At 75.0% G+C, this 19344-nt stretch carries 18 protein-coding genes; 11 read left to right on the top strand and 7 right to left on the bottom strand.

Annotation, left to right across the window (positions count from 1 at the left end):
* Nucleotides 1-109 precede the first annotated feature (109 nt).
* Entirely contained in the window at nucleotides 110-640 is a 531-nt protein-coding gene (locus ACI79D_RS09275) for an Lrp/AsnC family transcriptional regulator (RefSeq protein ID WP_456918080.1), read from the top strand.
* Between the two features lie 119 nt (nucleotides 641-759).
* On the top strand, nucleotides 760-1104 hold the full coding sequence (locus ACI79D_RS09270) for an STAS domain-containing protein (protein WP_456918079.1): 345 nt from the start codon (nucleotides 760-762) through the stop codon (nucleotides 1102-1104).
* Between the two features lie 23 nt (nucleotides 1105-1127).
* Here ACI79D_RS09270 and ACI79D_RS09265 read toward each other — a convergent pair whose 3' ends face one another.
* The gene (locus ACI79D_RS09265) at nucleotides 1128-1376 is read right to left on the bottom strand and encodes a hypothetical protein (protein ID WP_456918078.1); all 249 of its coding nucleotides are present in this window, start codon (nucleotides 1374-1376) and stop codon (nucleotides 1128-1130) included.
* Nucleotides 1377-1499: 123 nt separating this feature from the next.
* Here ACI79D_RS09265 and ACI79D_RS09260 point away from each other — a divergent pair, with 123 nt between their 5' ends.
* The 4 genes from ACI79D_RS09260 (at nucleotide 1500) to ACI79D_RS09245 (ending at nucleotide 5759) form a co-directional block, all read left to right on the top strand.
* On the top strand, nucleotides 1500-2024 hold the full coding sequence (locus ACI79D_RS09260) for a gamma carbonic anhydrase family protein (protein WP_456918077.1): 525 nt from the start codon (nucleotides 1500-1502) through the stop codon (nucleotides 2022-2024).
* An 87-nt stretch (nucleotides 2025-2111) separates the two neighbouring features.
* Nucleotides 2112-2327, top strand: coding sequence for a hypothetical protein (locus ACI79D_RS09255; protein WP_456918076.1), 216 nt, complete (start codon nucleotides 2112-2114; stop codon nucleotides 2325-2327).
* Nucleotides 2328-2576: 249 nt separating this feature from the next.
* Nucleotides 2577-3605 carry an ATP-dependent 6-phosphofructokinase gene (locus tag ACI79D_RS09250; protein ID WP_456918075.1) on the top strand — a complete coding sequence of 343 codons (1029 nt, stop codon included), beginning with the start codon at nucleotides 2577-2579 and terminating at the stop codon, nucleotides 3603-3605.
* A gap of 102 nt (nucleotides 3606-3707) precedes the next feature.
* Nucleotides 3708-5759, top strand: coding sequence for a DUF222 domain-containing protein (locus ACI79D_RS09245; protein ID WP_456918074.1), 2052 nt, complete (start codon nucleotides 3708-3710; stop codon nucleotides 5757-5759).
* 37 nt (nucleotides 5760-5796) lie between these two features.
* On the opposite strand, the gene ACI79D_RS09240 is transcribed toward ACI79D_RS09245, so the two are convergent.
* Together ACI79D_RS09240 and ACI79D_RS09235 are read right to left on the bottom strand one after the other, a co-directional pair.
* A complete protein-coding gene (locus ACI79D_RS09240) occupies nucleotides 5797-7218 on the bottom strand; it encodes a selenium-binding family protein (protein WP_456918073.1) in 1422 nt (473 codons plus the stop codon).
* 83 nt (nucleotides 7219-7301) lie between these two features.
* Nucleotides 7302-7478, bottom strand: a complete 177-nt coding sequence (locus ACI79D_RS09235; protein WP_456918072.1) for a hypothetical protein — start codon at nucleotides 7476-7478, stop codon at nucleotides 7302-7304.
* A gap of 73 nt (nucleotides 7479-7551) precedes the next feature.
* Between ACI79D_RS09235 and ACI79D_RS09230 the strand changes: the two genes are divergently transcribed.
* Nucleotides 7552-8259 carry a dienelactone hydrolase family protein gene (locus ACI79D_RS09230; RefSeq protein ID WP_456918071.1) on the top strand — a complete coding sequence of 236 codons (708 nt, stop codon included), beginning with the start codon at nucleotides 7552-7554 and terminating at the stop codon, nucleotides 8257-8259.
* Here the strand turns inward: ACI79D_RS09230 and ACI79D_RS09225 are convergent.
* The gene (locus tag ACI79D_RS09225; protein WP_456918070.1) at nucleotides 8187-8609 is read right to left on the bottom strand and encodes a DUF3040 domain-containing protein; all 423 of its coding nucleotides are present in this window, start codon (nucleotides 8607-8609) and stop codon (nucleotides 8187-8189) included. The two genes, ACI79D_RS09230 and ACI79D_RS09225, sit on opposite strands and share 73 nt — an antisense overlap.
* Before the next feature lie 60 nt (nucleotides 8610-8669).
* Nucleotides 8670-10430, bottom strand: a complete 1761-nt coding sequence (gene ctaD, locus ACI79D_RS09220; protein WP_456918069.1) for an aa3-type cytochrome oxidase subunit I — start codon at nucleotides 10428-10430, stop codon at nucleotides 8670-8672.
* A 379-nt stretch (nucleotides 10431-10809) separates the two neighbouring features.
* Here ctaD and ngg point away from each other — a divergent pair, with 379 nt between their 5' ends.
* On the top strand, nucleotides 10810-12561 hold the full coding sequence (ngg, locus tag ACI79D_RS09215; protein WP_456918068.1) for an N-acetylglutaminylglutamine synthetase: 1752 nt from the start codon (nucleotides 10810-10812) through the stop codon (nucleotides 12559-12561).
* Between the two features lie 16 nt (nucleotides 12562-12577).
* On the opposite strand, the gene ACI79D_RS09210 is transcribed toward ngg, so the two are convergent.
* Both ACI79D_RS09210 and ACI79D_RS09205 read right to left on the bottom strand, forming a co-directional pair.
* Nucleotides 12578-14443, bottom strand: a complete 1866-nt coding sequence (locus ACI79D_RS09210) for a bifunctional sugar phosphate isomerase/epimerase/4-hydroxyphenylpyruvate dioxygenase family protein (RefSeq protein ID WP_456918067.1) — start codon at nucleotides 14441-14443, stop codon at nucleotides 12578-12580.
* Complete coding sequence (locus ACI79D_RS09205; protein ID WP_456918066.1) at nucleotides 14427-15311, bottom strand: shikimate dehydrogenase; 885 nt, start codon at nucleotides 15309-15311, stop codon at nucleotides 14427-14429. Before ACI79D_RS09205 ends, ACI79D_RS09210 begins: the two co-directional genes overlap by 17 nt.
* Nucleotides 15312-15510: 199 nt before the next feature.
* Between ACI79D_RS09205 and ACI79D_RS09200 the strand changes: the two genes are divergently transcribed.
* The 3 genes from ACI79D_RS09200 to ACI79D_RS09190 all read left to right on the top strand — a co-directional run bounded on the left by ACI79D_RS09200 (nucleotide 15511) and on the right by ACI79D_RS09190 (nucleotide 19336).
* Complete coding sequence (locus ACI79D_RS09200; RefSeq protein ID WP_456918065.1) at nucleotides 15511-16185, top strand: TetR/AcrR family transcriptional regulator; 675 nt, start codon at nucleotides 15511-15513, stop codon at nucleotides 16183-16185.
* Nucleotides 16186-16468: 283 nt separating this feature from the next.
* Nucleotides 16469-17821: an MFS transporter gene (locus tag ACI79D_RS09195; protein ID WP_456918064.1), complete on the top strand. Its 1353-nt coding sequence runs from the start codon at nucleotides 16469-16471 to the stop codon at nucleotides 17819-17821.
* Nucleotides 17822-17887: 66 nt separating this feature from the next.
* Nucleotides 17888-19336: a carboxylesterase family protein gene (locus ACI79D_RS09190; protein WP_456918063.1), complete on the top strand. Its 1449-nt coding sequence runs from the start codon at nucleotides 17888-17890 to the stop codon at nucleotides 19334-19336.
* Nucleotides 19337-19344: the final 8 nt, after the last annotated feature.

Raw genomic sequence — 19344 nt, 5'->3', positions numbered from 1 at the left:
GGTGGTCCAGCTCACCTCCGCGCCCCGGAGTGGGCAAGATGTCTCGATCGGACTGGTCGATCCGGCCAGCTCGGCGGCCAGGACGGGCGATGAGCTGTCCGTTCTGCTCATGCGGGAGGTGGCGGTGGAGCAGCGGCTCGACGCGCTCGACCTGGCGGTGCTGACCGCCCTCACCGAGCAACCCCGCGCCGGGGTGCTGGAGCTGTCCCGCCGGCTGGGCGTGGCGCGGGCGACGGTGCAGGCGCGGCTGCGCCGGCTGGAGGAGTCGGGGGTGGTCACCGGCTACGGCCCGGACGTCGACCTGGCCGCCGCCGGCTACGGCGTCCAGGCGTTCGTGACGCTGGAGATCGCCCAGGGAGCGCTGGAGGAGGTCACCGCCGACCTGCGCGCGATCCCCGGCGTGCTGGAGGCGCACGCCACCACCGGCTCCGGCGACGTGCTGTGCCGGGTCGCCGCCGAGTCGCACGGCGCACTGCAGGACACCCTGGTGCGGCTGGGGCGCTCGCCGTCGGTGGTGCGCTCGACCAGCGTCGTCGCCCTGTCCGAACTGGTGCCTCGGCGGGTGCTGCCGCTGCTGTCGGCCGGGGAGCCCCGCCCCGCCGGCCGCGCGCCCGGCTACCGCGGCACGGCCCCGCCGTGACCGGCCGCACCCCTCCGCCGGCGTTGCGGACGGCGCCCGGGGCACCGCCGGACTGCTTGCGGAACGCTGCAGTTCTCAAGGCCTTGCCCGGGAACCGGCGGGACGCCACAGTGTGCGGCGTGGGAGTCCTGCGGGGGGATGCGCACGAGCCGCCCAGCGGCTCCTTCGAGGTGGTGCACGAGGACGGCGGCCCCGTCCTGTACCTGTGCGGCGACGTCGACGCACCGCTGGTGTCGCAGATGCACGCCGACGGCGTCCGGATCGGGGAGGTCGTGGCGGTCTGCGTCGACCGACTCGGCTACATCGACTCCTCCGGCCTGGCGATGCTGGTGCGCTGGGCCCGGCAGGCGGCCGGCGCGGGGCGGCCGGCAGTCCTCCGCTGCGCCAGGCCGCGGTTCTGCCAGGTGCTGGAGCTGACCGGCCTGACGCCGATGTTCGTGCTCGAGGACCCCTGGGGTTCGTGACGGGGCGCGCCTGACCGGCGGCCTCACTGCGGCGGGGCGACCTCCCGGACCCGCGTCTGCCGCGGCAGCCCGCGGCGCTCCCGGTACGCGTAGAGGACCCTCCGGTCCGGCAGCGCGTGCCCCGACCGGCAGGTGAGGGTCTCCACGTCGCCGACGTAGACCGGCGCCGTCCGGTGCGGCAGGTCGTACCGCCCGGCCCGCTGCACCAGCCGCGTCCCGCAGCGGGGGCAGTGGAGGTTGTGCACGGACTGGACCCACACCCACGACGTCACGCCCGCGACCCTGCCGTCCCGCGCCGGGGCCGGGCCACACCCGGCCGCGTGTGGTTCGGAGCGTCATCCGATCGCAACGAGCCTGGTCAGCGGCCCGGAGGTGCCCGGCCTAGGCTGCCCCGCGTGCCGCTGTTCTCCTTCGAAGGCCGCAGCCCGCAGGTCCACCCGGAGGCGTGGGTCGCGCCGACCGCGACGCTGGTCGGCGACGTCGTGGTCGAGGCCGGGGCGTCGGTCTGGTACGGCGTCGTGCTGCGCGCCGACTTCGGCCGGATCGTGGTCCGGGCCGGGGCCAACGTGCAGGACAACTCGGTGCTGCACGGGGGCACCGACCCGGAGACCGAGGTCGGTCCCGGCGCCACGGTCGGCCACATGTGCGTCGTCCACGGCGCCGTGATCGGGGCCGAGGCGCTGATCGGCAACGGCGCGACGGTCCAGGACGGCGCGCGGATCGGCCGCCGGGCCCTCGTCGGCGCGCATAGCCTGGTGCCGCCCGGGATGGAGGTCCCCGACGAGGTCGTGGCCCTCGGTGCGCCGGCCCTGGTGCGGGGACCGCTGTCGGCCAGCGCCGCGCGCTGGGTCGACGGCAACCCCGGGATCTACCGCGAACTGGCCCGCCGGCACGCCGCGGGGGTCACCGAGGTCGGCTGAGCCGTCCAGCGAACACGCAGGACCCGCACGGGCTCGGAACAGGCGAGCCGGTCACGGTGGGCACTCATCCCGACACCGGAGGAGACCGTGACCCACCCCGACCACGCCCAGAGCGGTTCCCGCTGGGAGCCGGCCCCCACCCCGCCCGCCGGGCAGTCCGCGCCGGCGCCCGCCGAGGCAGCGCCGCCGTCCCCGCAGCCTGCGGCCGGTGCGGCCGGTGCGGCCGGTGCGGCCGGTGCGCCGGACCCGGCGTCGACCGCCGAGCTGCCCCAGCCGCCCGGGACCGTCGGCCTCCCGGCGTGAGCCTCGCCGAGGCGCCGCCGGTGCCGGTGGCCCTCGGAAGGAGCCGCGCCTGTACCGACGTCGCCGTCCGTGCCCAGGCGGCGGTCCTGCTGTGGCTGGGCAGACAGCCGGGGCGCGCGGGGCTGGACGTGTGGGCGGGCGGGAGCAGCACGCCGATCGACACACAGAATTGACACGTGTCGGCGTGTCGTCATGTCGTCATGACGTATCGTCGGCGACGACCCGGCCCACGACACGAGGAGCTCGCCGGTGCGCATCGGGATCCTGACCGGCGGGGGCGACTGCCCCGGCCTGAACGCCGTCATCCGCTCCGTCGTCCGCACGGCGACGGCCCACTACGACAGCGAGGTGGTCGGGTTCCGCGACGGCTGGCGCGGGCTGCTGGAGGACCGGACGACGCCGCTGGACGTCGCCGCCGTCGACGGCCTGCTCACCCGCGGCGGGACGACGCTGGGCTCGGCGCGCGTCGCCCCGGAGAAGCTGCACTCCGGCCTGCCGCAGATGAAGGCCGTGCTGGCCGCGCACGGGGTCGACGTGCTCATCCCGATCGGCGGCGAGGGGACCCTCACCGCGGCACACCTGCTCTCGCAGGCGGGAGTCCCGGTCGTCGGCATCCCGAAGACGATCGACAACGACATCGACTGCACCGACCTGACCTTCGGGTTCGACACCGCGGTCAGCATCGCCACCGACCTCATCGACCGGCTGCACACCACCGCCGAGTCCCACCAGCGGGTGCTGCTGGTCGAGGTCATGGGGCGGCACGCCGGCTGGATCGCGCTGCACGCGGGGCTGGCGTCGGGTGCGCACGTCACGCTGGTGCCCGAGGAGCCCTTCGACGTCGCCGAGGTGGCCAAGATCGTCGAGGACCGGTTCGCCCGCGGCGACACGCACGTCATCGGGGTCGTCGCGGAGGGCGCCTCGCCGATCCCCGGCACGATGCTGGTCCGGGACGGCGGCGTCGACGAGTACGGCCACAGGCGGTTCACCGGCGTGGCCCAGCAGCTCGGCGACGAGCTCGAGCGGCGCACCGGCAAGGAGGTGCGCACGACCGTGCTCGGCCACGTGCAGCGCGGGGGCACCCCGACGTCGTTCGACCGGGTGCTGGCCACGCGCTTCGGCCTGCACGCGACGATCGCCGCGCACGAGGGCCGGCACGGTCAGATGGTGGCGCTGCGCGGCACCGAGATCGAGCTGGTCCCGCTGGCCGACGCCGTGGCGCGCCTCAAGACGGTGACCCCGGCGCGGCTGGCCGAGACCGGCGCCTTCACCGGCTGAGCACGGGGGCTCGGGCGTCCGGACGTGGTCAGCAGTTTGACCTGGCCTTTCGCCGTCCACAGCCCTTGCGCCGACTGTCCATTCGAACATATGATCGAATGCGTGACGGTGGAGACGACAGCGGAGGCGGAACACCCGCCGCTCTCCGCTGCGCCGCCGGCGGTGGGCTGGGCGTCGGGGCCGCTGGGTGCGGTGCAGGCCGCGGATCGGGAGATCGCCCGGCAGACCGCGCTGCGGGCGCGGGCGGTGGCGGCGTTCGCCGCGACCCGGCCCTCCTCGGTCGACCGGGCGCAGGGCGAGCCAGGGGCGATGAGCGCCGAGCGGTGGGCGGCGCGGTCCGAGGTGCTGCGGGCGGTCAGTGAGTGGGCGGCGCCGGAGCTGGCGATCGCGTTGAACCTCAGCGCCCCGAAGGCCGAGGCCGAGCTGGAGCGCTCGTTGACCCTGGTGCACCGGCTGCCGGAGGCGCTGGCCGCACTGGAGGCGGGTGTGCTGCACGTCGGGCACCTGTGGTGCCTGCTCGAGCACGTCGCGCCGATCAGCGACGCGGCGCTGCGCGCCCGCATCCTGGACGAGCTGATTGCCTGGGTGCACACCCGGCACCGGGTCACCACCCCCGCGCAGCTGGGGGATCGGGTGCGCCGCGTGGTCGCCCGGCACAACGCCCGCGACGCCGCCCAGGACCTCGCCCGCGCGCTGCGGCAGCGGGGCATCAGCCTGAGCCCGGAGCGGACCGTGGGCATGGCCGCGCTGACCGTGGTGTGCACCATGCCCGAGGCGCAGGCGCTGCACCGGGCGCTGGGGGCCTGCGCCGACGCCCTGGGCGCCGAACCCGGGGATGAGCGCACCCGCGGGCAGAAGATGGTCGACTGCCTGCTGGATCTGGTGCTGCGCCCCGGCGAGGGCGATCTGCCGCCGGTGCAGGTGCTGCTGACCGTGGTGGCCTCCGTGGCCACGCTGCTCGGCGGGGACGCGCCCGGCGAGGTCGACGGGCACGTGGTGCCGGCCGAGATGGTCCGCCACCTGCTGCGCGGCCTCACCGGCCACGATCTCGCGGCCGTCGACGGGCAACCGCCGACGGCGGCCACCCCGGAGCCCGCCGCGTCCGCTGCCGACGACCGGCCGTGGGAGGAGGTCGAGCAGGCCGAGCTGGCGCGCTGGTGGGCGGAGATGGAACGCCGGGTGCTCGCCGGCGAGCTCGACGGCGAACCCGAACGCCCACCGGATGCCTGGTCCACCGACCTGCCCGAGGCCCGGCCCGCGGGCCGGCCCGTCACCGGCCCGGGCGACCTCGACAGCGCCGACTCCGCCCCACCCGAGGGCCGGCCCGGCGCCGATCCGGGTGACCTCGACAGCGCCGACTCCGGTCTCGACGCAGAGGCGCTGGCCGATCCCGATCCGCCGGCCGACCGCGACCAGCCGCCACCGCCCAGCGGCTGGTGGGCGGGCGCGGACCGGGCGGTCGATGACGCCGCCGCGGCCGTGCACGCCGCCACGCTCGCGCTGGGCCACGCCCGGCGGCTGCTGCGCACCGCCGAAGCGGCCGACGCCGCCGACGAGGCCGTCTGGCACACCAGCCCGGCCGGCCGGCTCACCGCCGCGCCCGACAGCCTGGCCGCACTCGCCGCCGCGAGCGACGCCCAGCGTGAGGAGCTGGCCGCGCTGCTGGCCGCCACCGCCGGCGGCGGGCTGGCCGACCGGCCCCGCCTGGCTCTGACCGACGCGCTCACCGGCGCCCTGACCGCGCTCACCGACCTGCCCGGGCTGCGCCGCGCCGCGCACTGCGGCCGCCCCGCCTGCCGCCGCCGGCCCGACCGCTGCGACCACGACCTCACCGCCCGGCCCGGCCTCGGTGCGCCCGGTCCCGCCGCCGGCTACCGGCCCGACGCCGCGCTCGACCGCTTCGTCCGCGCCCGCGACCGCCGCTGCCGCTTTCCCGGCTGTCGCCGCCGGGTGCCGGCCGGCGGCGAACTCGACCACAACCGGCCCCATCCGGACGGACCGACGTCCGCGGCCAACCTCGCCGGCTACTGCACCCCCGACCACCGCGGCAAACACCAGGCCCCCGGCTGGCGACACACCCTCGCCCCCGACGGCACGCTCACCGTCACCACCCCCACCGGCCTGACCGCGGTCACCACACCACCGCCCTACTGAACCGGCGGCAGCAGCAGGGCGGTGGCCGTCCGGTGGGTCAGCGGTAGCAGTAGGAGTCGGAGGAGGCGTCGCCCCCCTGCAGCCTCACCTGGTGCGGCCGCAGACCCCGCCAGTCCTCGCCGTGCGGGAAGAACCGCTCGTCGAGGGTCATCCCACCCGACTGCGGGTCGGCGTCGATCTTCGCCATCCACGACCCGACGCCGGCCGGGAAGAACTGGTCGTCCCAGGCGCCGTAGAGGGAGTTGGTGAGGTAGATCCGCCGGCCGTCGCGGCTGATCTCCACCATCTGCGGGCCACCGGCCAGCGCCTTCTCCGGTGCGGCCGGGTGCGGCGTCTTGCGGACGACGCCCCCGAGGTGGATGGAGCCGACCTCGCGGGGCGCGGCCGGGTCGGAGACGTCGTACTGCTTGAGCTCCCCGGTGCCCCAGCACGAGACGTACAGCATCCGGTCGTCGACCGACAGGTCGATGTCGGTGACCAGCGGCGGCACCGCGGAGAACGGCTTGAGCGCCGGCGGCAGGTCCTCGGGGTCGGCCGGCTCGGCCGGGATGGTGATGACCTTCTCGGCCTTCCACTCGTCGCCGTCGCGGAACCAGCGCCACACCGACGCCGACAGGTCCGCCGTCGACACGACGACGCCGACGAACCCCCAGGTCGCCTCGGGGTCGTGCGAGGGCCGCAGCTCCAGCACCATCTGCTGCTCGGCGCCGAGGTCGACCGTCTGCACGTGCCGGCCCTCGGCGAGGTCCCAGAAGTGCAGCTGGTGCCCGTACTTGCCGCCCAGCAGCAGCTCGGGCACCAGCCCGTCCTCGACCATGTTCGGCGTGCCCCACTCGCTGGAGACCAGCGTGTTCTGGTTGAGGTGCCACCAGGCGTCGTAGGCCAGGTACTGCGGCCCGCGATCGGTCTCCCACGCCCGCAGGACGTCGAAGGTCGAGTGGTCCAGCAGGGCGATGCCCCCCGGCCCGTCGCCGTCGCTCGCGCCGCCCAGGCAGGTGAGGAAGACGCCGTCCGGCCCGCAGTGCAGCGTGTGCGGCCGGGAGTAGCCGGCCTTATCCGCCAGCTCCTTGGCCTCGATCGTCTTGTGCAGCGTGGGCCGGCGCGGGTCGGGCCGGGTGTCGAAGACGTGGATGTTCGAGCTGCGCAGCCCCGGCAGCAGCAGGTAGCGCCGCTGCAGCCCGTCGTGGCCCATGTCGTGGCCCTCGTGCTTGAGCGCGCTGGAGCAGGCGTTCCAGCCGAAGTGGTGCAGCTCGTCGCCCACGGTGGGCAGGTCGGCCCAGCCGACGATCTGCCCGTAGGTGGGGGAGTCCGCGTCGGTGTCGACGACGGTGAGTGCGTCCGGCTTCTGGCCGGCCCGGTCGAAGGCGACCACGTACGCGAGCTGTTCGGTCGGCGCGGCGATGGCCTCGGCCGCGCTGCGGTAGAAGGTGGGGTCGGTGGTGCCCGTCGCTGAGCTCATGGTCGGTCCTCCGGTGGCGGCGCGGGAACCCGACCTTCCCGCCGTCGGCCAGCCGAGGGAAGCCCCCCGCGCGCGCCCGCGGCTCAGCACCCGGCGCGCGGTTGCAGCCTGCGGTTCCACCATCCTGGCCGGTGGCGGGCCTGGGCCAGCAGCCGCCGGTACTCGCGCTGCCGCGCCCCGACCAGCACCGGGACGAGCCGGAGCGCCCGGGTGGCCAGGGTCGCCGCGCGCGTCCACGGACGGGATCGGACCGTGCGCACGGGTCCTCCTCTGCGACCTGCCGGGACCCGGTCGGGTCGGTAGCGTCCGTTCCCCGGCGGAGGGAGATCCAGGGTGCCCGAGACGACGATCCCCGGCGCGGTCAGCGCCCCGCACCTGCGCGCCCACCTGGCCGTGCCGCCGGTCGGGGACGCTCCGTGGCCCGGGGTCGTGGTCGTGCACGAGGCGTTCGGGCTCACCGACGACGTCCGGGCGCACACCGACCGGCTCGCCGCCGCCGGGTACCTCGCCGTCGCCCCGGACCTGTTCACCGCCGGCGGGCTGCGCTGTCTCAAGCGCACGTTCGGCGACCTGCTCCGGCAGGACGGCCCGGCCTTCGGCGACCTGGAGACGACCCGCCGGTGGCTGGCCGACCGGCCCGACTGCACCGACCGGGTGGGGATCGTCGGCTTCTGCATGGGCGGCGGGTTCGCGCTGCTGGCCGCCACCCGCGGCTTCGACGTCTCAGCACCCAACTACGGGCTGCTGCCGAAGGACGCCGAGGAGGTGCTCGGCGGTGCCTGCCCGGTCGTGGCCAGCTTCGGCCGGCGTGACCGGGCGCTGCGCGGGGCGGCCGAGCGACTCGAGGGGGTCCTCACCCGGCACGGCGTCCCGCACGACGTCCACGAGTACCCCGACGCCGGGCACTCGTTCCTCAACCGGCACAACGTGGGCCCGTTCGCCGTCCTCGAGCGGATCGCGGGTTTCGGCTACCACCATCCGTCGGCCGAGGACGCCTGGGCCCGCATGCTGCGCTTCCTCGACACCCACCTGCGGGGCTGACGGCCCCGGTCGGTTCCGCCGCGCGGCCCGGCTGTCGGCTCCCCGCCGTCGGGGAGCCCCAGGCACACGACGACCGGGCCGCCGAGCACGAGGAGCAGCGCCACCACCCCGACGGCCCGGACGCCGAGGACCGCGAACGCCGCACCCGCCACCACGGCGCAGACCGCCAGCCCGGCGAGCCACCGTCCGGGGCGCGGCGTGGCGAGGGTGCCGAAGGACCGGGCGAGGTCCGGGGCGTCGCGCTCCAGCGCGTCGTTGATGTCGGCCAGGGCCTCCCGCTCCGTCCGGGGGCGGTCCGCCCCGGACGAGGGGAACCCAGCCCCGCACGCGCGGAACCCCGCCCCGGACACGGGGGGAGCCGGTCCGGATGCGGGACGCCCCGCCCTCCGTGCCGAGGCCACGGCGCCGGCTCAGGTCGGGTCGGGGTCGCGGGAACCCTGGCGCTCGCCGGCGGTGAGGCCGACGTCGCTGACACCGGCGTAGGGCTCGTGCCGGCCGCCGACGTGCTTCTCCCGCTCCAGGCGGTCGACCAGGTGCGGGTAGTGCGCCTCGAACGCCGGCCGTTCGGAGCGGATCCTCGGGATCTCGGTGAAGTTGTGTCGCGGCGGGGGCGAGGAGGTCGCCCACTCCAGGGAGTTGCCGTGGCCCCAGGGGTCGTCGCGCAACGCCAGCGGCCCGTGCCGCCACGACTTCACCACGTTGTAGACGAACGGGATGACCGAGGCGCCGAGGACGAACGAGAAGATCGTGGAGACCGTGTTCAGCGTGGTGAACCCGTCGGTGGGCAGGTAGTTGACGTACCGGCGCGGCATGCCCTCGTTGCCCAGCCAGTGCTGGACGAGGAAGGTGCCGTGGAAGCCGATGAAGGTCATCCAGAACTGCAGCTTCCCGAGGCGCTCGTCGAGCATCCGGCCGCACATCTTGGGGAACCAGAAGGCGACGCCGGCGTTGGCGGCGAAGACCACGGTGCCGAACACGACGTAGTGGAAGTGGGCGACGACGAAGTAGCTGTCGTTGAGGTGCCAGTCCAGCGGCGGGGAGGCCAGCAGCACGCCGGTCAGCCCACCGAGCAGGAAGGTGACCAGGAAGCCGATCGACCACAGCATCGGCGTCTCGAAGGTCAGTTGGCCGCGCCACATGGTGCCGATCCAGTTGAAGAACTTGATGCCGGTCGGCACGGCGATCAGGTAGGTCAGGAAGGCGAAGAAGGGCAGCAGCACCGCGCCGGTGGCGTACATGTGGTGCGCCCACACCGTCAGTGACAGGCCACCGATGGCCAGCGTCGCGAAGACCATGCCCTTGTAGCCGAACAGCGGCTTGCGGGAGAACACCGGGATGATCTCGGTGACGATGCCGAAGAACGGCAGCGCGATGATGTAGACCTCGGGGTGCCCGAAGAACCAGAACAGGTGCTGCCACAGCATCGGCCCCCCGTTCTCCTCCGAGTACACCAGCGCGCCGAGCTGCCGGTCGGCCAGCAGGGCGAACAGGGCCGCGGTGAGGATGGGGAAGGCGAAGATCACGAGGATGCTCGTCACCAGCGTGTTCCAGGTGAAGATCGGCATCCTGAACAGCGTCATGCCCGGTGCCCGCAGGCACACGATCGTCGTCATGAAGTTGACGCCACCGAGGATGGTGCCCAGGCCGGAGACGGCCAGGCCGGCGATCCACAGGTTCGCCCCGGCGCCGGGCGAGTGGGCGACGTCGGACAGCGGCGTGTACGCGTACCACCCGAAGTCGGCGGCCCCACCCGGGGTGCCGAAGCCTGCGACGGCGATCGTGCTGCCGAAGAGGAACAGCCAGTAGGAGAAGGCGTTCAGCCGCGGGAACGCGACGTCGGGCGCGCCGATCTGCAGCGGCATGATCAGGTTGCCGAAGGCGAAGAACAGCGGCGTCGCGAAGAACAGCAGCATCACCGTGCCGTGCATGGTGAGCAGCTGGTTGTACTGCTCGGGCGAGAGGAACTGCAGCCCCGGCCGGCCCAGCTCTGCGCGCATGAGCATGGCCATCAGCCCGCCGATGAAGAACCACACGAACGCGGTGACCAGGTACATCAGGCCGATCGTCTTGTGGTCGGTGGTGCGCAGCAGGTTCGACAGCCGGGAGCCCCTGGCCGCCTGCGGCATGGCGCTCGGGCGGCTGACGATCGGCCGCGGCGCGATGGCGGTCACGGGGTCGATCCCGGAGGGGAGGTGCGAGGGCGAGAGCTCATGGATGCGTCCCTGCAGGAGGCCGCCGGCCGCGGCGATGAGCCCAGCGGGCTGCGGGCGCCCCCATCATGGCCCCACCCCGGCGTCGGCGACACCCGGGCGGGGCCCCTTCTGTTACGGGCGCGTTTCGGAGGAGGCCGGCCGGGGCAGGCCACCTCGGCCCGGCCCGGTGCAGAAACTCGCCGTGGACCCGGAGGACTGCTCGCGCGGGAACGCCGCGCGGCGCATCCGGCGGTCCGCGTCCCGAGGGTGCGGACCCGTCTCCCCAGGGATGGCTCCCCATGCGCGTCAGCACGCGGGTCCCCGACCTGCCCCTCCCGGCCCCCGGGCGTGTCCCGTGGTGACGCGCTCCGAGGTGCGCCGCCGTCCGTCCGGCGTGGCCCAGGCGCCACTCACCGGCCACCCCTGGCGACCGCCGTCGGAACACCAGCTGCGCGGCATGCACCCGGGCGTCGCCCTCGACCTGGGCTGGGGGCGGCTGGTGTTCGGCCAGACGTTCGCCGACCTGCACGGCATCGTCGACGTGCTGCGGCACGAGAGCCCCGGTCGCCGGGACATCTGCCTCTACCCGCGGGACCCGCAGGTGCTCGTCGGGCTGGCCCCGGACGAGCTGTTCGTGGACCCGAGCTACACGCTCCGGCTGGACCTGCACCGCTACCGCCCCCGCCGTGACCTCATCGACGCGGTGTTCGTCCGCACGGTGACCTGCCCCGGCGACGTCACCGAGATGGAGCGGATCCACCGCACCGCCGGCATGGTCACCGGCGACCGGGCGACGACGTGGCGGAACCTGCACGGCCGCACGATCACCCACCTGGTCGCCGAGGACCGCCGGACCGGGCAGGTGATCGGGACGGTGACGGGGGTGGACCACGTCCTGGCCTTCGGCGACCCGGAGGGCGGCAGCAGCCTGTGGTGCCTGGCGGTGGACCCGCGCAACGCGCCACCGGGGACGGGTGAGGCGCTGGTGCGGGTGCTCGCCGAGCGCCACCTCGCCCGCGGCCGGGCCTACCTGGACCTGTCGGTCCTGCACGACAACGACGGGGCCATCGCGCTCTACCGCAAGCTCGGGTTCCGGCAGGTGTCGGCGGTCGCCGTCAAGCGGAAGAACTCGATCAACGCGCCGCTGTTCGTGGCCGGTCCGCCCGGCCTCGACGACCTCAACCCCTACGCCCGCATCGTGGCCGACGAGGCACTGCGCCGCGGCATCCGCGTGGAGGTCACCGACGCCGCCTTCGGCGAGATTCGGCTGTCCCTCGGGGGGCGCAGCCTGCTGACCCGCGAGTCCCTGTCGGAGCTGACGACGGCGGTGGCGATGAGCCGCTGCGACGACAAGCGGGTGACCCGCCGGATCCTGCAGGGCGCCGGCGTCCGGGTGCCCCGCGGCGCCGAGGTGACCGGAGGGGACCTGACCACCGCGCTCGCGCTGCTCGGCGAGGTCGGCGACGTGGTCGTCAAACCGGCGCGCGGCGAGCAGGGCAAGGGCATCACCGTCGGGGTCACCGACCGGGCGGGGCTGCAGCGGGCGGTCGACCTGGCCCTGCGGCACTGCCCCGACGTGCTCGTCGAGGAGTGCGTGCCGGGGGAGGACCTGCGGGTGGTCGTCATCGACCACGAGGTGGTGGCCGCCGCCGTCCGCCGTCCGGCCGAGGTCGTGGGGGACGGGCGGCACGACGTCACCACGCTCGTCCGCGAGACCAGTCGCCGGCGGGAGCGGGCCACCGGGGGCGAGTCGCGGATCCCGCTCGACGAGGTCACCGCCGAGGTGGTGGCCGCCGCCGGGTACGCGATGGACGACGTCCCGCCCGCGGGGGAGCGGATCCGCGTGCGCCGGACGGCGAACCTGCACACCGGCGGGACGATCGAGGACGTGACCGCGCGGCTGCACCCGGAGATCGCGCAGGCCGCCGTCCGGGCCAGCCGGGCCATCGGCATCCCGGTCACGGGCCTGGACTTCATGGTGCCGGACCTCGACGGGCCCGAGCACGTGTTCATCGAGGCCAACGAGCGCCCCGGGCTGGCCAACCACGAGCCGCAGCCGACCGGGCAGCGCTTCGTCGACCTGCTGTTCCCGGAGACCCGCCGCCGGTAGTGGGGTGCCGCGCCCGCTACCGAGGGAGGACGGCGGCCTGCCGCAGCCGGCGGTGCGCCGCCATCCGGACCGGCGCGTCGGCGCTGCCGTAGCCGTCGTAGCCGCCCAGCCGCTGCACCACCTCGACGAACACCCGGTCGCCGAGGACCTGGGTGGCCAGGTGCAGGTACCCGCCGTGCGCGTCCTCCTCGTAGAACAGGCCGTGCTCGCGGACCGGCTCCAGCAGGTCGCCGGGCAGGTCGAGCCGCGCCTCGAGGTCGTCGGCGTAGTTGGCCGGCACCGGCAGCAGCGGCGCGCCGGCCGCCCGCAGCGCCCGCGCGGTGGCGACGATGTCGTCGGTGGCGAAGGCGACGTACTGCGGCTCCGGGACGCCGGGCGCCCACCCGCCGCGCCGCAGCGCCGAGACCGACAGCGCCAGCCGCACCGCCCGGTCCGGCCCGGTGACCGCCCGGGTGCGCACCAGGCCGAAGGGCGCGGCCAACTCGGTCACCTCCTGCGGCTCCAGCCCGAGCACCGCCCGGTAGAACAGCCCGGCCTCGTCGAACGCGTCGAAGGGCTGGGTGAGCCCGACGTGGTCGACGCGGGTCAGGCCGGCGCCGGGGCCGGCGGTCGCGCCGGTGGGCAGGAAGTCGGCCGGCCAGCCGTCGGGTCCGGTGCGGGTGAAGAACACCTGCGTGCCGTCGGGCGCGGCGACCGCGGACAGCTCGGCCTCCGCCGCCCCCCGCGTGCGGGGCAGCACCGGCGCGCTCATCGCCTCGGCCCGCGCCGCGGAGCGGCCGGGGTCGGCGCTCTCCAGGCCGAGCGCCGCGACGGAGGCGACGCCGGTGGCCGACGGGCGGACGACGGAGGCGTTGAGCAGCACCCGCGCCTGCCCCTGCTCCCACAGCTGGACCGGCTTGGAGCGGTGCTGCCCGGTGTGGGTGAACCCGAGCGTGCCGAGCACCGCCGCCACCTGCGGCCCGGAGACGCCGTCGACGGCGAGCTCGGTGAACGACCAGCCCGACAGCGCCGGCGCCGGCGGCGGGGAGGGCAGCCCGGCATCGGGGGAGCGCAGCGCGAGCGCCTCCTCCAGCCACTGCAGCGAGCGCATGGCGTCGACCGCAGTCCGGCCCGGGTCGGCCTGCCGGTAGACGTCGTTGAAGACCTCCAGTGACAGCGGCCCGGTGTAGCCGGCAGCGAGCACGCAGCCGAGGAACTCCGGCAGGTCGAACGCGCCCTGACCGGGGAAGAGCCGGTGGTGGCGGCTCCACTGCAGGACGTCCATCCGCAGCTGCGGTGCGTCGGCGAGCTGGAGGAAGAACAGCTTCTCGCCGGGCACGTCGAGGAAGCCGGCCGGGTCCCCGCCGCGGGAGAGGACGTGGAAGCTGTCCAGGCACAGCCCGAGGGCGGGGGAGTCGGCCCGGCGGACGGCGTCCCACGACGCCTCCCACGTCGACACGTGCCTGCCCCAGGCCAGGGCCTCGTAGGCGATGCGCGCGCCGCGCTCGCCGGCGCGCGCAGCGGCGGCGGCCAGCTGCCCGGCGAGCACGTCGGGGTCGGCGACGGCGTCCGGGGCGACCGAGGAGCAGACCAGCACGGTGTCCACGCCGAGCGCGGTCATGACGTCGAGCTTGCGGTCCAGCCGCCGCAGGTTGCGGGCGAAGCGGTCGGGGTCGGTGGAGTCCAGGTCCCGGAAGGGCTGGTACAGGTCGATCGACAGGCCCAGGTCGGCGCAGCGCGCGGCCAGCTCCGCGGGCGACCACGGCGAGGCGACCAGGTCGGGCTCGAAGACCTCGACGCCGTCGAACCCCGCGGCCGCGGCCGCCGAGAGCTTGTCCTCCAGCGTGCCGGAGAGGCAGACGGTCGCGATGGCCCGCCGCGGGCGCTCAGGGGATGCGGACATCGGGCCCGGAGACCAGCGAGGTGAAGTGGGCGAGCATCCGCTCGGCGTCGGGCTCGACGCCGGTGAACAGCCGGAACGCGTCGACGGCCTGGAAGACGGCCATGCCGCCGCCGTCGAGCACCCGGCAGCCGAGGTCCCGGGCGGTGCGCACCAGCTGGGTCTCCAGCGGGCGGTAGACGATGTCGGCCACCCACAGCTCGTGGCGCAGCAGGCCGGCGTCCACCGGCAGGCCCGGGTGGGCAGCCATGCCGGTCGGGGTGGCGTGCACCAGCCCGTCCGCGTCGCGCAGCGCTCCCTCGAGGCCGGCGAGGCTGCCGCCGGTGGCGCGGGCGTCGCCGAACCGCTCGCGCAGGGCGCCGGCCAGCTCCACGGCCCGCTGCGGGTCGACGTCGACCACGGTCAGCCGGCGGGTGCCCAGGGTGAGCAGGGCGTGCGCGACCGCCGCCCCCGCCCCGCCGGCGCCCAGCAGGACCACGCGGTCCAGCGCGGCTTCGGGCAGCCCGCGGTCGAAGGCGCGGGCGAAGCCGGACCAGTCGGTGTTGTGCCCGACCGCCCGGCCGTCGCGGAGGACGACGGTGTTGACCGCGCCCAGCGCCTCGGCGTCGGGGGAGAGCTCGTCGAGGTGCGGCAGCACCAGCTGCTTGCAGGGGTGGGTCACGTTGAGGCCGTCGTAGCCGGCCAGCCGGGCGGCGGCCAGGATCTCGCCGATGGCGGTGGCCGGCCGCTGCAGGACGTCGAGGTCCAGCCGCCGGTAGAGGTAGCGGATGCCGAGCTCGTCGGCCTCCCGCTCGTGCAGCGGAGGGGTCAGCGAGGGGCCGATGCCGCTGCCGACCAGACCGACCAGGAAGCTTCGCGCGCCGGAGGTCATGGACCGTCTCCTGCCTATGTACCAACTGGTGAGTTGTTACAGGGGACCACATCCGGCGGCCGCCCGCCAGCCCCCGCCGTGATCCACACCACGGCCCCCCTGCAGGGTCCCGCCGCGAGCCTGCGAGCGGTGGGGGGCAGGGGGGTCCTTCTACGCTTCCCGGGAACGGGACGGGTCGTCGGAGCGGGAGGGGTCCGAAGTGGCTGCGCAGTACTCGGAGGACGAGCCCCTCCCCGGCCCGGGGAGCGCACCCGAGCGCACGCGGGACGCCGACCGGACCCGGGCGGAGATCCTCGCCGTCGCCACGGCCGAGTTCGCCGACCGCGGCTACGCCGGCGCCCGCATCAACGAGATCGCCGACAAGCTGAGCACCACCAAGCGGATGATCTACTACTACTTCGGCGGCAAGGAGCAGCTCTACGTCGCCGTCCTCGAGCAGGCCTACAGCCGCATCCGCGGCGTGGAGCAGCAGCTCGACGTGGAGCACCTCGACCCGGTCGAGGCCATCCGGGAGCTCGCCGGCCTGACCTTCGACCACCACGAGGCGCACCCGGACTTCATCCGGCTGGTGAGCATCGAGAACATCCACCGGGCCGAGCACATCGCCCGCTCCGAGGTGCTCTCCACGCTGGCCAACCCCGCCCTCGACGTCCTCGGCCGGATCCTCGAGCGGGGCTGGGACGCCGGGCTGTTCCGGGACGACGTCGACGCGCTCGACGTGCACCAGGTGATCAGTGCCTACTGCGTCTTCCGCACCGCCAACCGGCACACCTTCGGCGCCATCTTCGGCCGCGACATGCTCGACCCGGCCCGCCGCGACCACCAGCGCCGGGTGCTCGGCGACCTCGTCGTGGACTGGCTGACCGGCCGCTGACCTGCGCCTCCCCGTCCCCGCCGGACGAACTGGCCCCGGCGGCTTGACACGGTGACGGCGGTCACCTCACCATCTGGTACGTAACCAGTTGGTACATAAGCCGCTGGGAGCACCGCACCGGCCCCGCACCCAGGGCCCAGGGCGGCACGGGGAGCCGGGGATCCCGGCCGCCGCCCGCAGCACCGCACCGCCGCACCGCCGCACCGCCGACCATCCCGGGTACGTCCCGGACGCCCCCCGGCACGACGAGATCGCTGCCGCCGCGCCTCCTCAGGAGACCGACATGAGCACGACCACACCACCCGGTGGGACCACGCACGAGCACACGCCCCGCAAGGCCGCCGTCGCCAGCTTCGTCGGCAGCATGCTCGAGTACTACGACTTCTTCATCTACGGGGCGGCCGCCGGGCTGGTCTTCCCGCAGGTGTTCTTCCCCGAGAGCAACCCGAGCACCGGGATCCTGCTGTCGCTGGCCACCTTCGGCGTCGCCTACGTCGCCCGGCCGCTGGGCGCCGTCGTCATCGGCCACTTCGGCGACAAGGTCGGCCGCAAGAAGATGCTCGTGCTGACCCTGCTGCTGATGGGCGCCTCGACCTTCCTCATCGGCGCGCTGCCCTCGTACGGCGCGATCGGCGTGGCCGCCCCGATCCTGCTGGTCCTGATGCGGATCCTGCAGGGGCTGTCGGCCGCCGGTGAGCAGGCCGGCGCCAACTCGATGACGCTGGAGCACTCGCCTGAGGGCAAGCGCGGGTTCTTCACCAGCTTCACCCTCGTCGGCACGCAGGCCGGCCTGATCCTGGCCAACCTGGTCTTCATCCCCTTCGCGCTGCTGCCCGAGGACCAGTTCCTCAGCTGGGGCTGGCGGATCCCGTTCTTCCTGTCCGCGGCCGTCGTCGCCGTCGGCTACTGGGTGCGCCGGTCGCTGCCCGAGACGCCCGAGTTCGAGCGGGCCAGCGAGGAGCACGAGGTCGCCAAGCTGCCCGTCGCCGTCCTGTTCCGCGACCACTGGGCCTCGGTGCTGCGGGTCGTGCTGTGCGCGCTGGTCTCGGTGGTCAGCACGATCGTGGGCACCTGGGCGCTGGCGCAGGGCACCAGCGACGCCATCGGCATGGAGCGGTCGACCCTGCTGTGGATGATCGTCGTGGCCAACGCCATCGCGCTGGGCACGCTGGTGCTGTGGGCCCGGCTGTCGGACCGGATCGGCCGCCGTCCGGTGTTCGTCTTCGGCGCCCTGGGCTCGGCCGTGGCGATCTTTCCCTTCCTGTGGGCGGTGCAGAACGGGAACGTCGCCCTGGTCTTCGTGTTCGGCATCCTCATCTCCGGCGTCACCTACTCGGCGGCCAACGGCATCTGGCCCTCCTTCTACGGCGAGATGTTCGACACCCGCGTCCGGTACTCCGGCACGGCGATCGGCACGCAGATCGGCTTCGCCCTCGGCGGCTTCTCGCCGCTCATCGCGGCCGCGATCGTCGGTGACGGCCCGAACGGCTGGGTGCCGGTGGCCCTGCTGACCGCCGCTGCCGCCGTCGTCGCCGGCCTGTGCGCCCTCACCGCCCGGGAGAGCGCGCACGTGCCGCTGGAGCAGCTCGGCTCCAAGGACGCCACCCCGCGCGAGCGCGCCCTCGTCGGCGCCTGACGAAGGACCCCGCTGCGGGCCCCGGCTTCCGGCCGGGGCCCGCAGCCTCGTTCCCCGGAGGTCTGCATGTCCGTCCCCGTCGAGACCACGACCGGGCCCGTCGCCGGGCGGTCGGCCGACGGCGTCCGCAGCTGGCGGGGCGTCCCGTACGCCCGCGCTGAGCGATTCGGCCCGGCCGCCCCGGTCCTGCCGTGGCCCGCGCCCCGGGACGCCACGGCGCCCGGCCCGGTCGGCGTCCAGTACCTGCCCGACGGGACGCTCGTCGGCGTCGAGGAGTGCCTGACCCTCGACGTGTACGCACCCGACGGCGCCGACGGCCCGCTGCCGGTGCTGTTCTGGGTGCACGGCGGCGCCTTCCAGACCGGCGCCGCCGCCGACTACGACGGGTCGGTGCTGGCCGCGGCCGGGCCGGCGGTCGTCGTCGCGGTCTCCTACCGGCTCGGCCCGCTCGGCTTCCTGCAGCTGGGCACCGCCGACGACCCCGAGCCCAGCCCGGCGATGACCGACCTGCTCGCCGCCCTGGACTGGGTGCAGCGGGAGGTGGCGGCCTTCGGCGGGGACCCCGAGCGGCTCACGCTCGTGGGGCAGTCGGCCGGGGCGAGCCTGGTGTGCGCGCTGCTCGCCACGCCGGCCGGGCGCCGCGCCCGCGCCGCGATCGCCTTCTCCATCGGCGGGTTCCCCCAGGAGCCGGCCGAGAGCGCTGCCGTCGCCGGCCGGGTGCTGGAGCGGCTCGGGGTGGCCCGCACCGACCGCGCGCGGCTGCGCGACCTGCCGGTCGAGGCGGTGCTGTCGGCGGCCCGGGAGGCGGTCGCGGGCAGCCGGCGGGAGTACCTCGGCGGTGTGTTCTTCGGCCCCGTCCGCGACGGCGTCGTCCTGCCGGAGAGCCCGCTGGACGTCGTCGCCCGCGGCGACCTGCGGGGGGCCCCGCTGTGGCTGGCCTCCTGCCGCGACGAGATGACCGTGATGCTCCAGGGCGGCTCGGACGACGCCGCCGCGGTGGCGCGCTCGCACGTCGGCGACCCCTCGTTCGACACCCTGCTGGACGTGTACCGGCGGACGGCGCGGCCGGGGGAGGACCCGCTGCAGGCGCTGCTCACCGACGAGATGTGGGTGCGTCCGGCGGTGCGGCTGGCGCAGGCCCAGGCGGCGGCCGGCGGCCGCGCCTGGCTGAGCCGCTTCGACGCCGCGCCGTCCCTGCCGCTGTTCGACCGGCTCGGCCCCACGCACGGCGCGGACAACGCCTGTCTGTGGGCGCACCCGCCGCGGTTCGTCGAGCGGCCGCTGCTGGCCCGCCCGGCCGGGGACATGAGCCCGGCCGACCGCGCGGTCACCGCGGCGCTGCACGACTCGGTGCTGTCGGTCGTGCGCGGCGGGACGCCGGCTGCCGGCGTCCTCGAGCAGTGGCCGCCGTACGAGCCGGCTGCCCGCTGCGCGGCGCTGTTCGACGCGGTCCCGCGGGTGGTCGCCGACCCCGACGGCGAGCGCCGCCGCGCCTGGGAGGCCGTCGGCGGCTGAGGGCCGGC

Source organism: Geodermatophilus sp. SYSU D00708, assembly GCF_054050115.1.
Note: the sequence above shows the minus strand (reverse complement) of the source record. Positions and strands in the feature narration are given on the sequence as shown.

Coding starts and splice junctions, on each gene's coding strand:
- ACI79D_RS09240 (WP_456918073.1), bottom strand. CDS start 7,218: ATGAGCTCAGCGACGGGCACCACCGACCCCACCTTCTACCGCAGCGCG.
- ACI79D_RS09275 (WP_456918080.1), top strand. CDS start 110: ATGCGGGAGGTGGCGGTGGAGCAGCGGCTCGACGCGCTCGACCTGGCG.
- ACI79D_RS09190 (WP_456918063.1), top strand. CDS start 17,888: ATGTCCGTCCCCGTCGAGACCACGACCGGGCCCGTCGCCGGGCGGTCG.
- ACI79D_RS09210 (WP_456918067.1), bottom strand. CDS start 14,443: ATGTCCGCATCCCCTGAGCGCCCGCGGCGGGCCATCGCGACCGTCTGC.
- ACI79D_RS09205 (WP_456918066.1), bottom strand. CDS start 15,311: ATGACCTCCGGCGCGCGAAGCTTCCTGGTCGGTCTGGTCGGCAGCGGC.
- ACI79D_RS09195 (WP_456918064.1), top strand. CDS start 16,469: ATGAGCACGACCACACCACCCGGTGGGACCACGCACGAGCACACGCCC.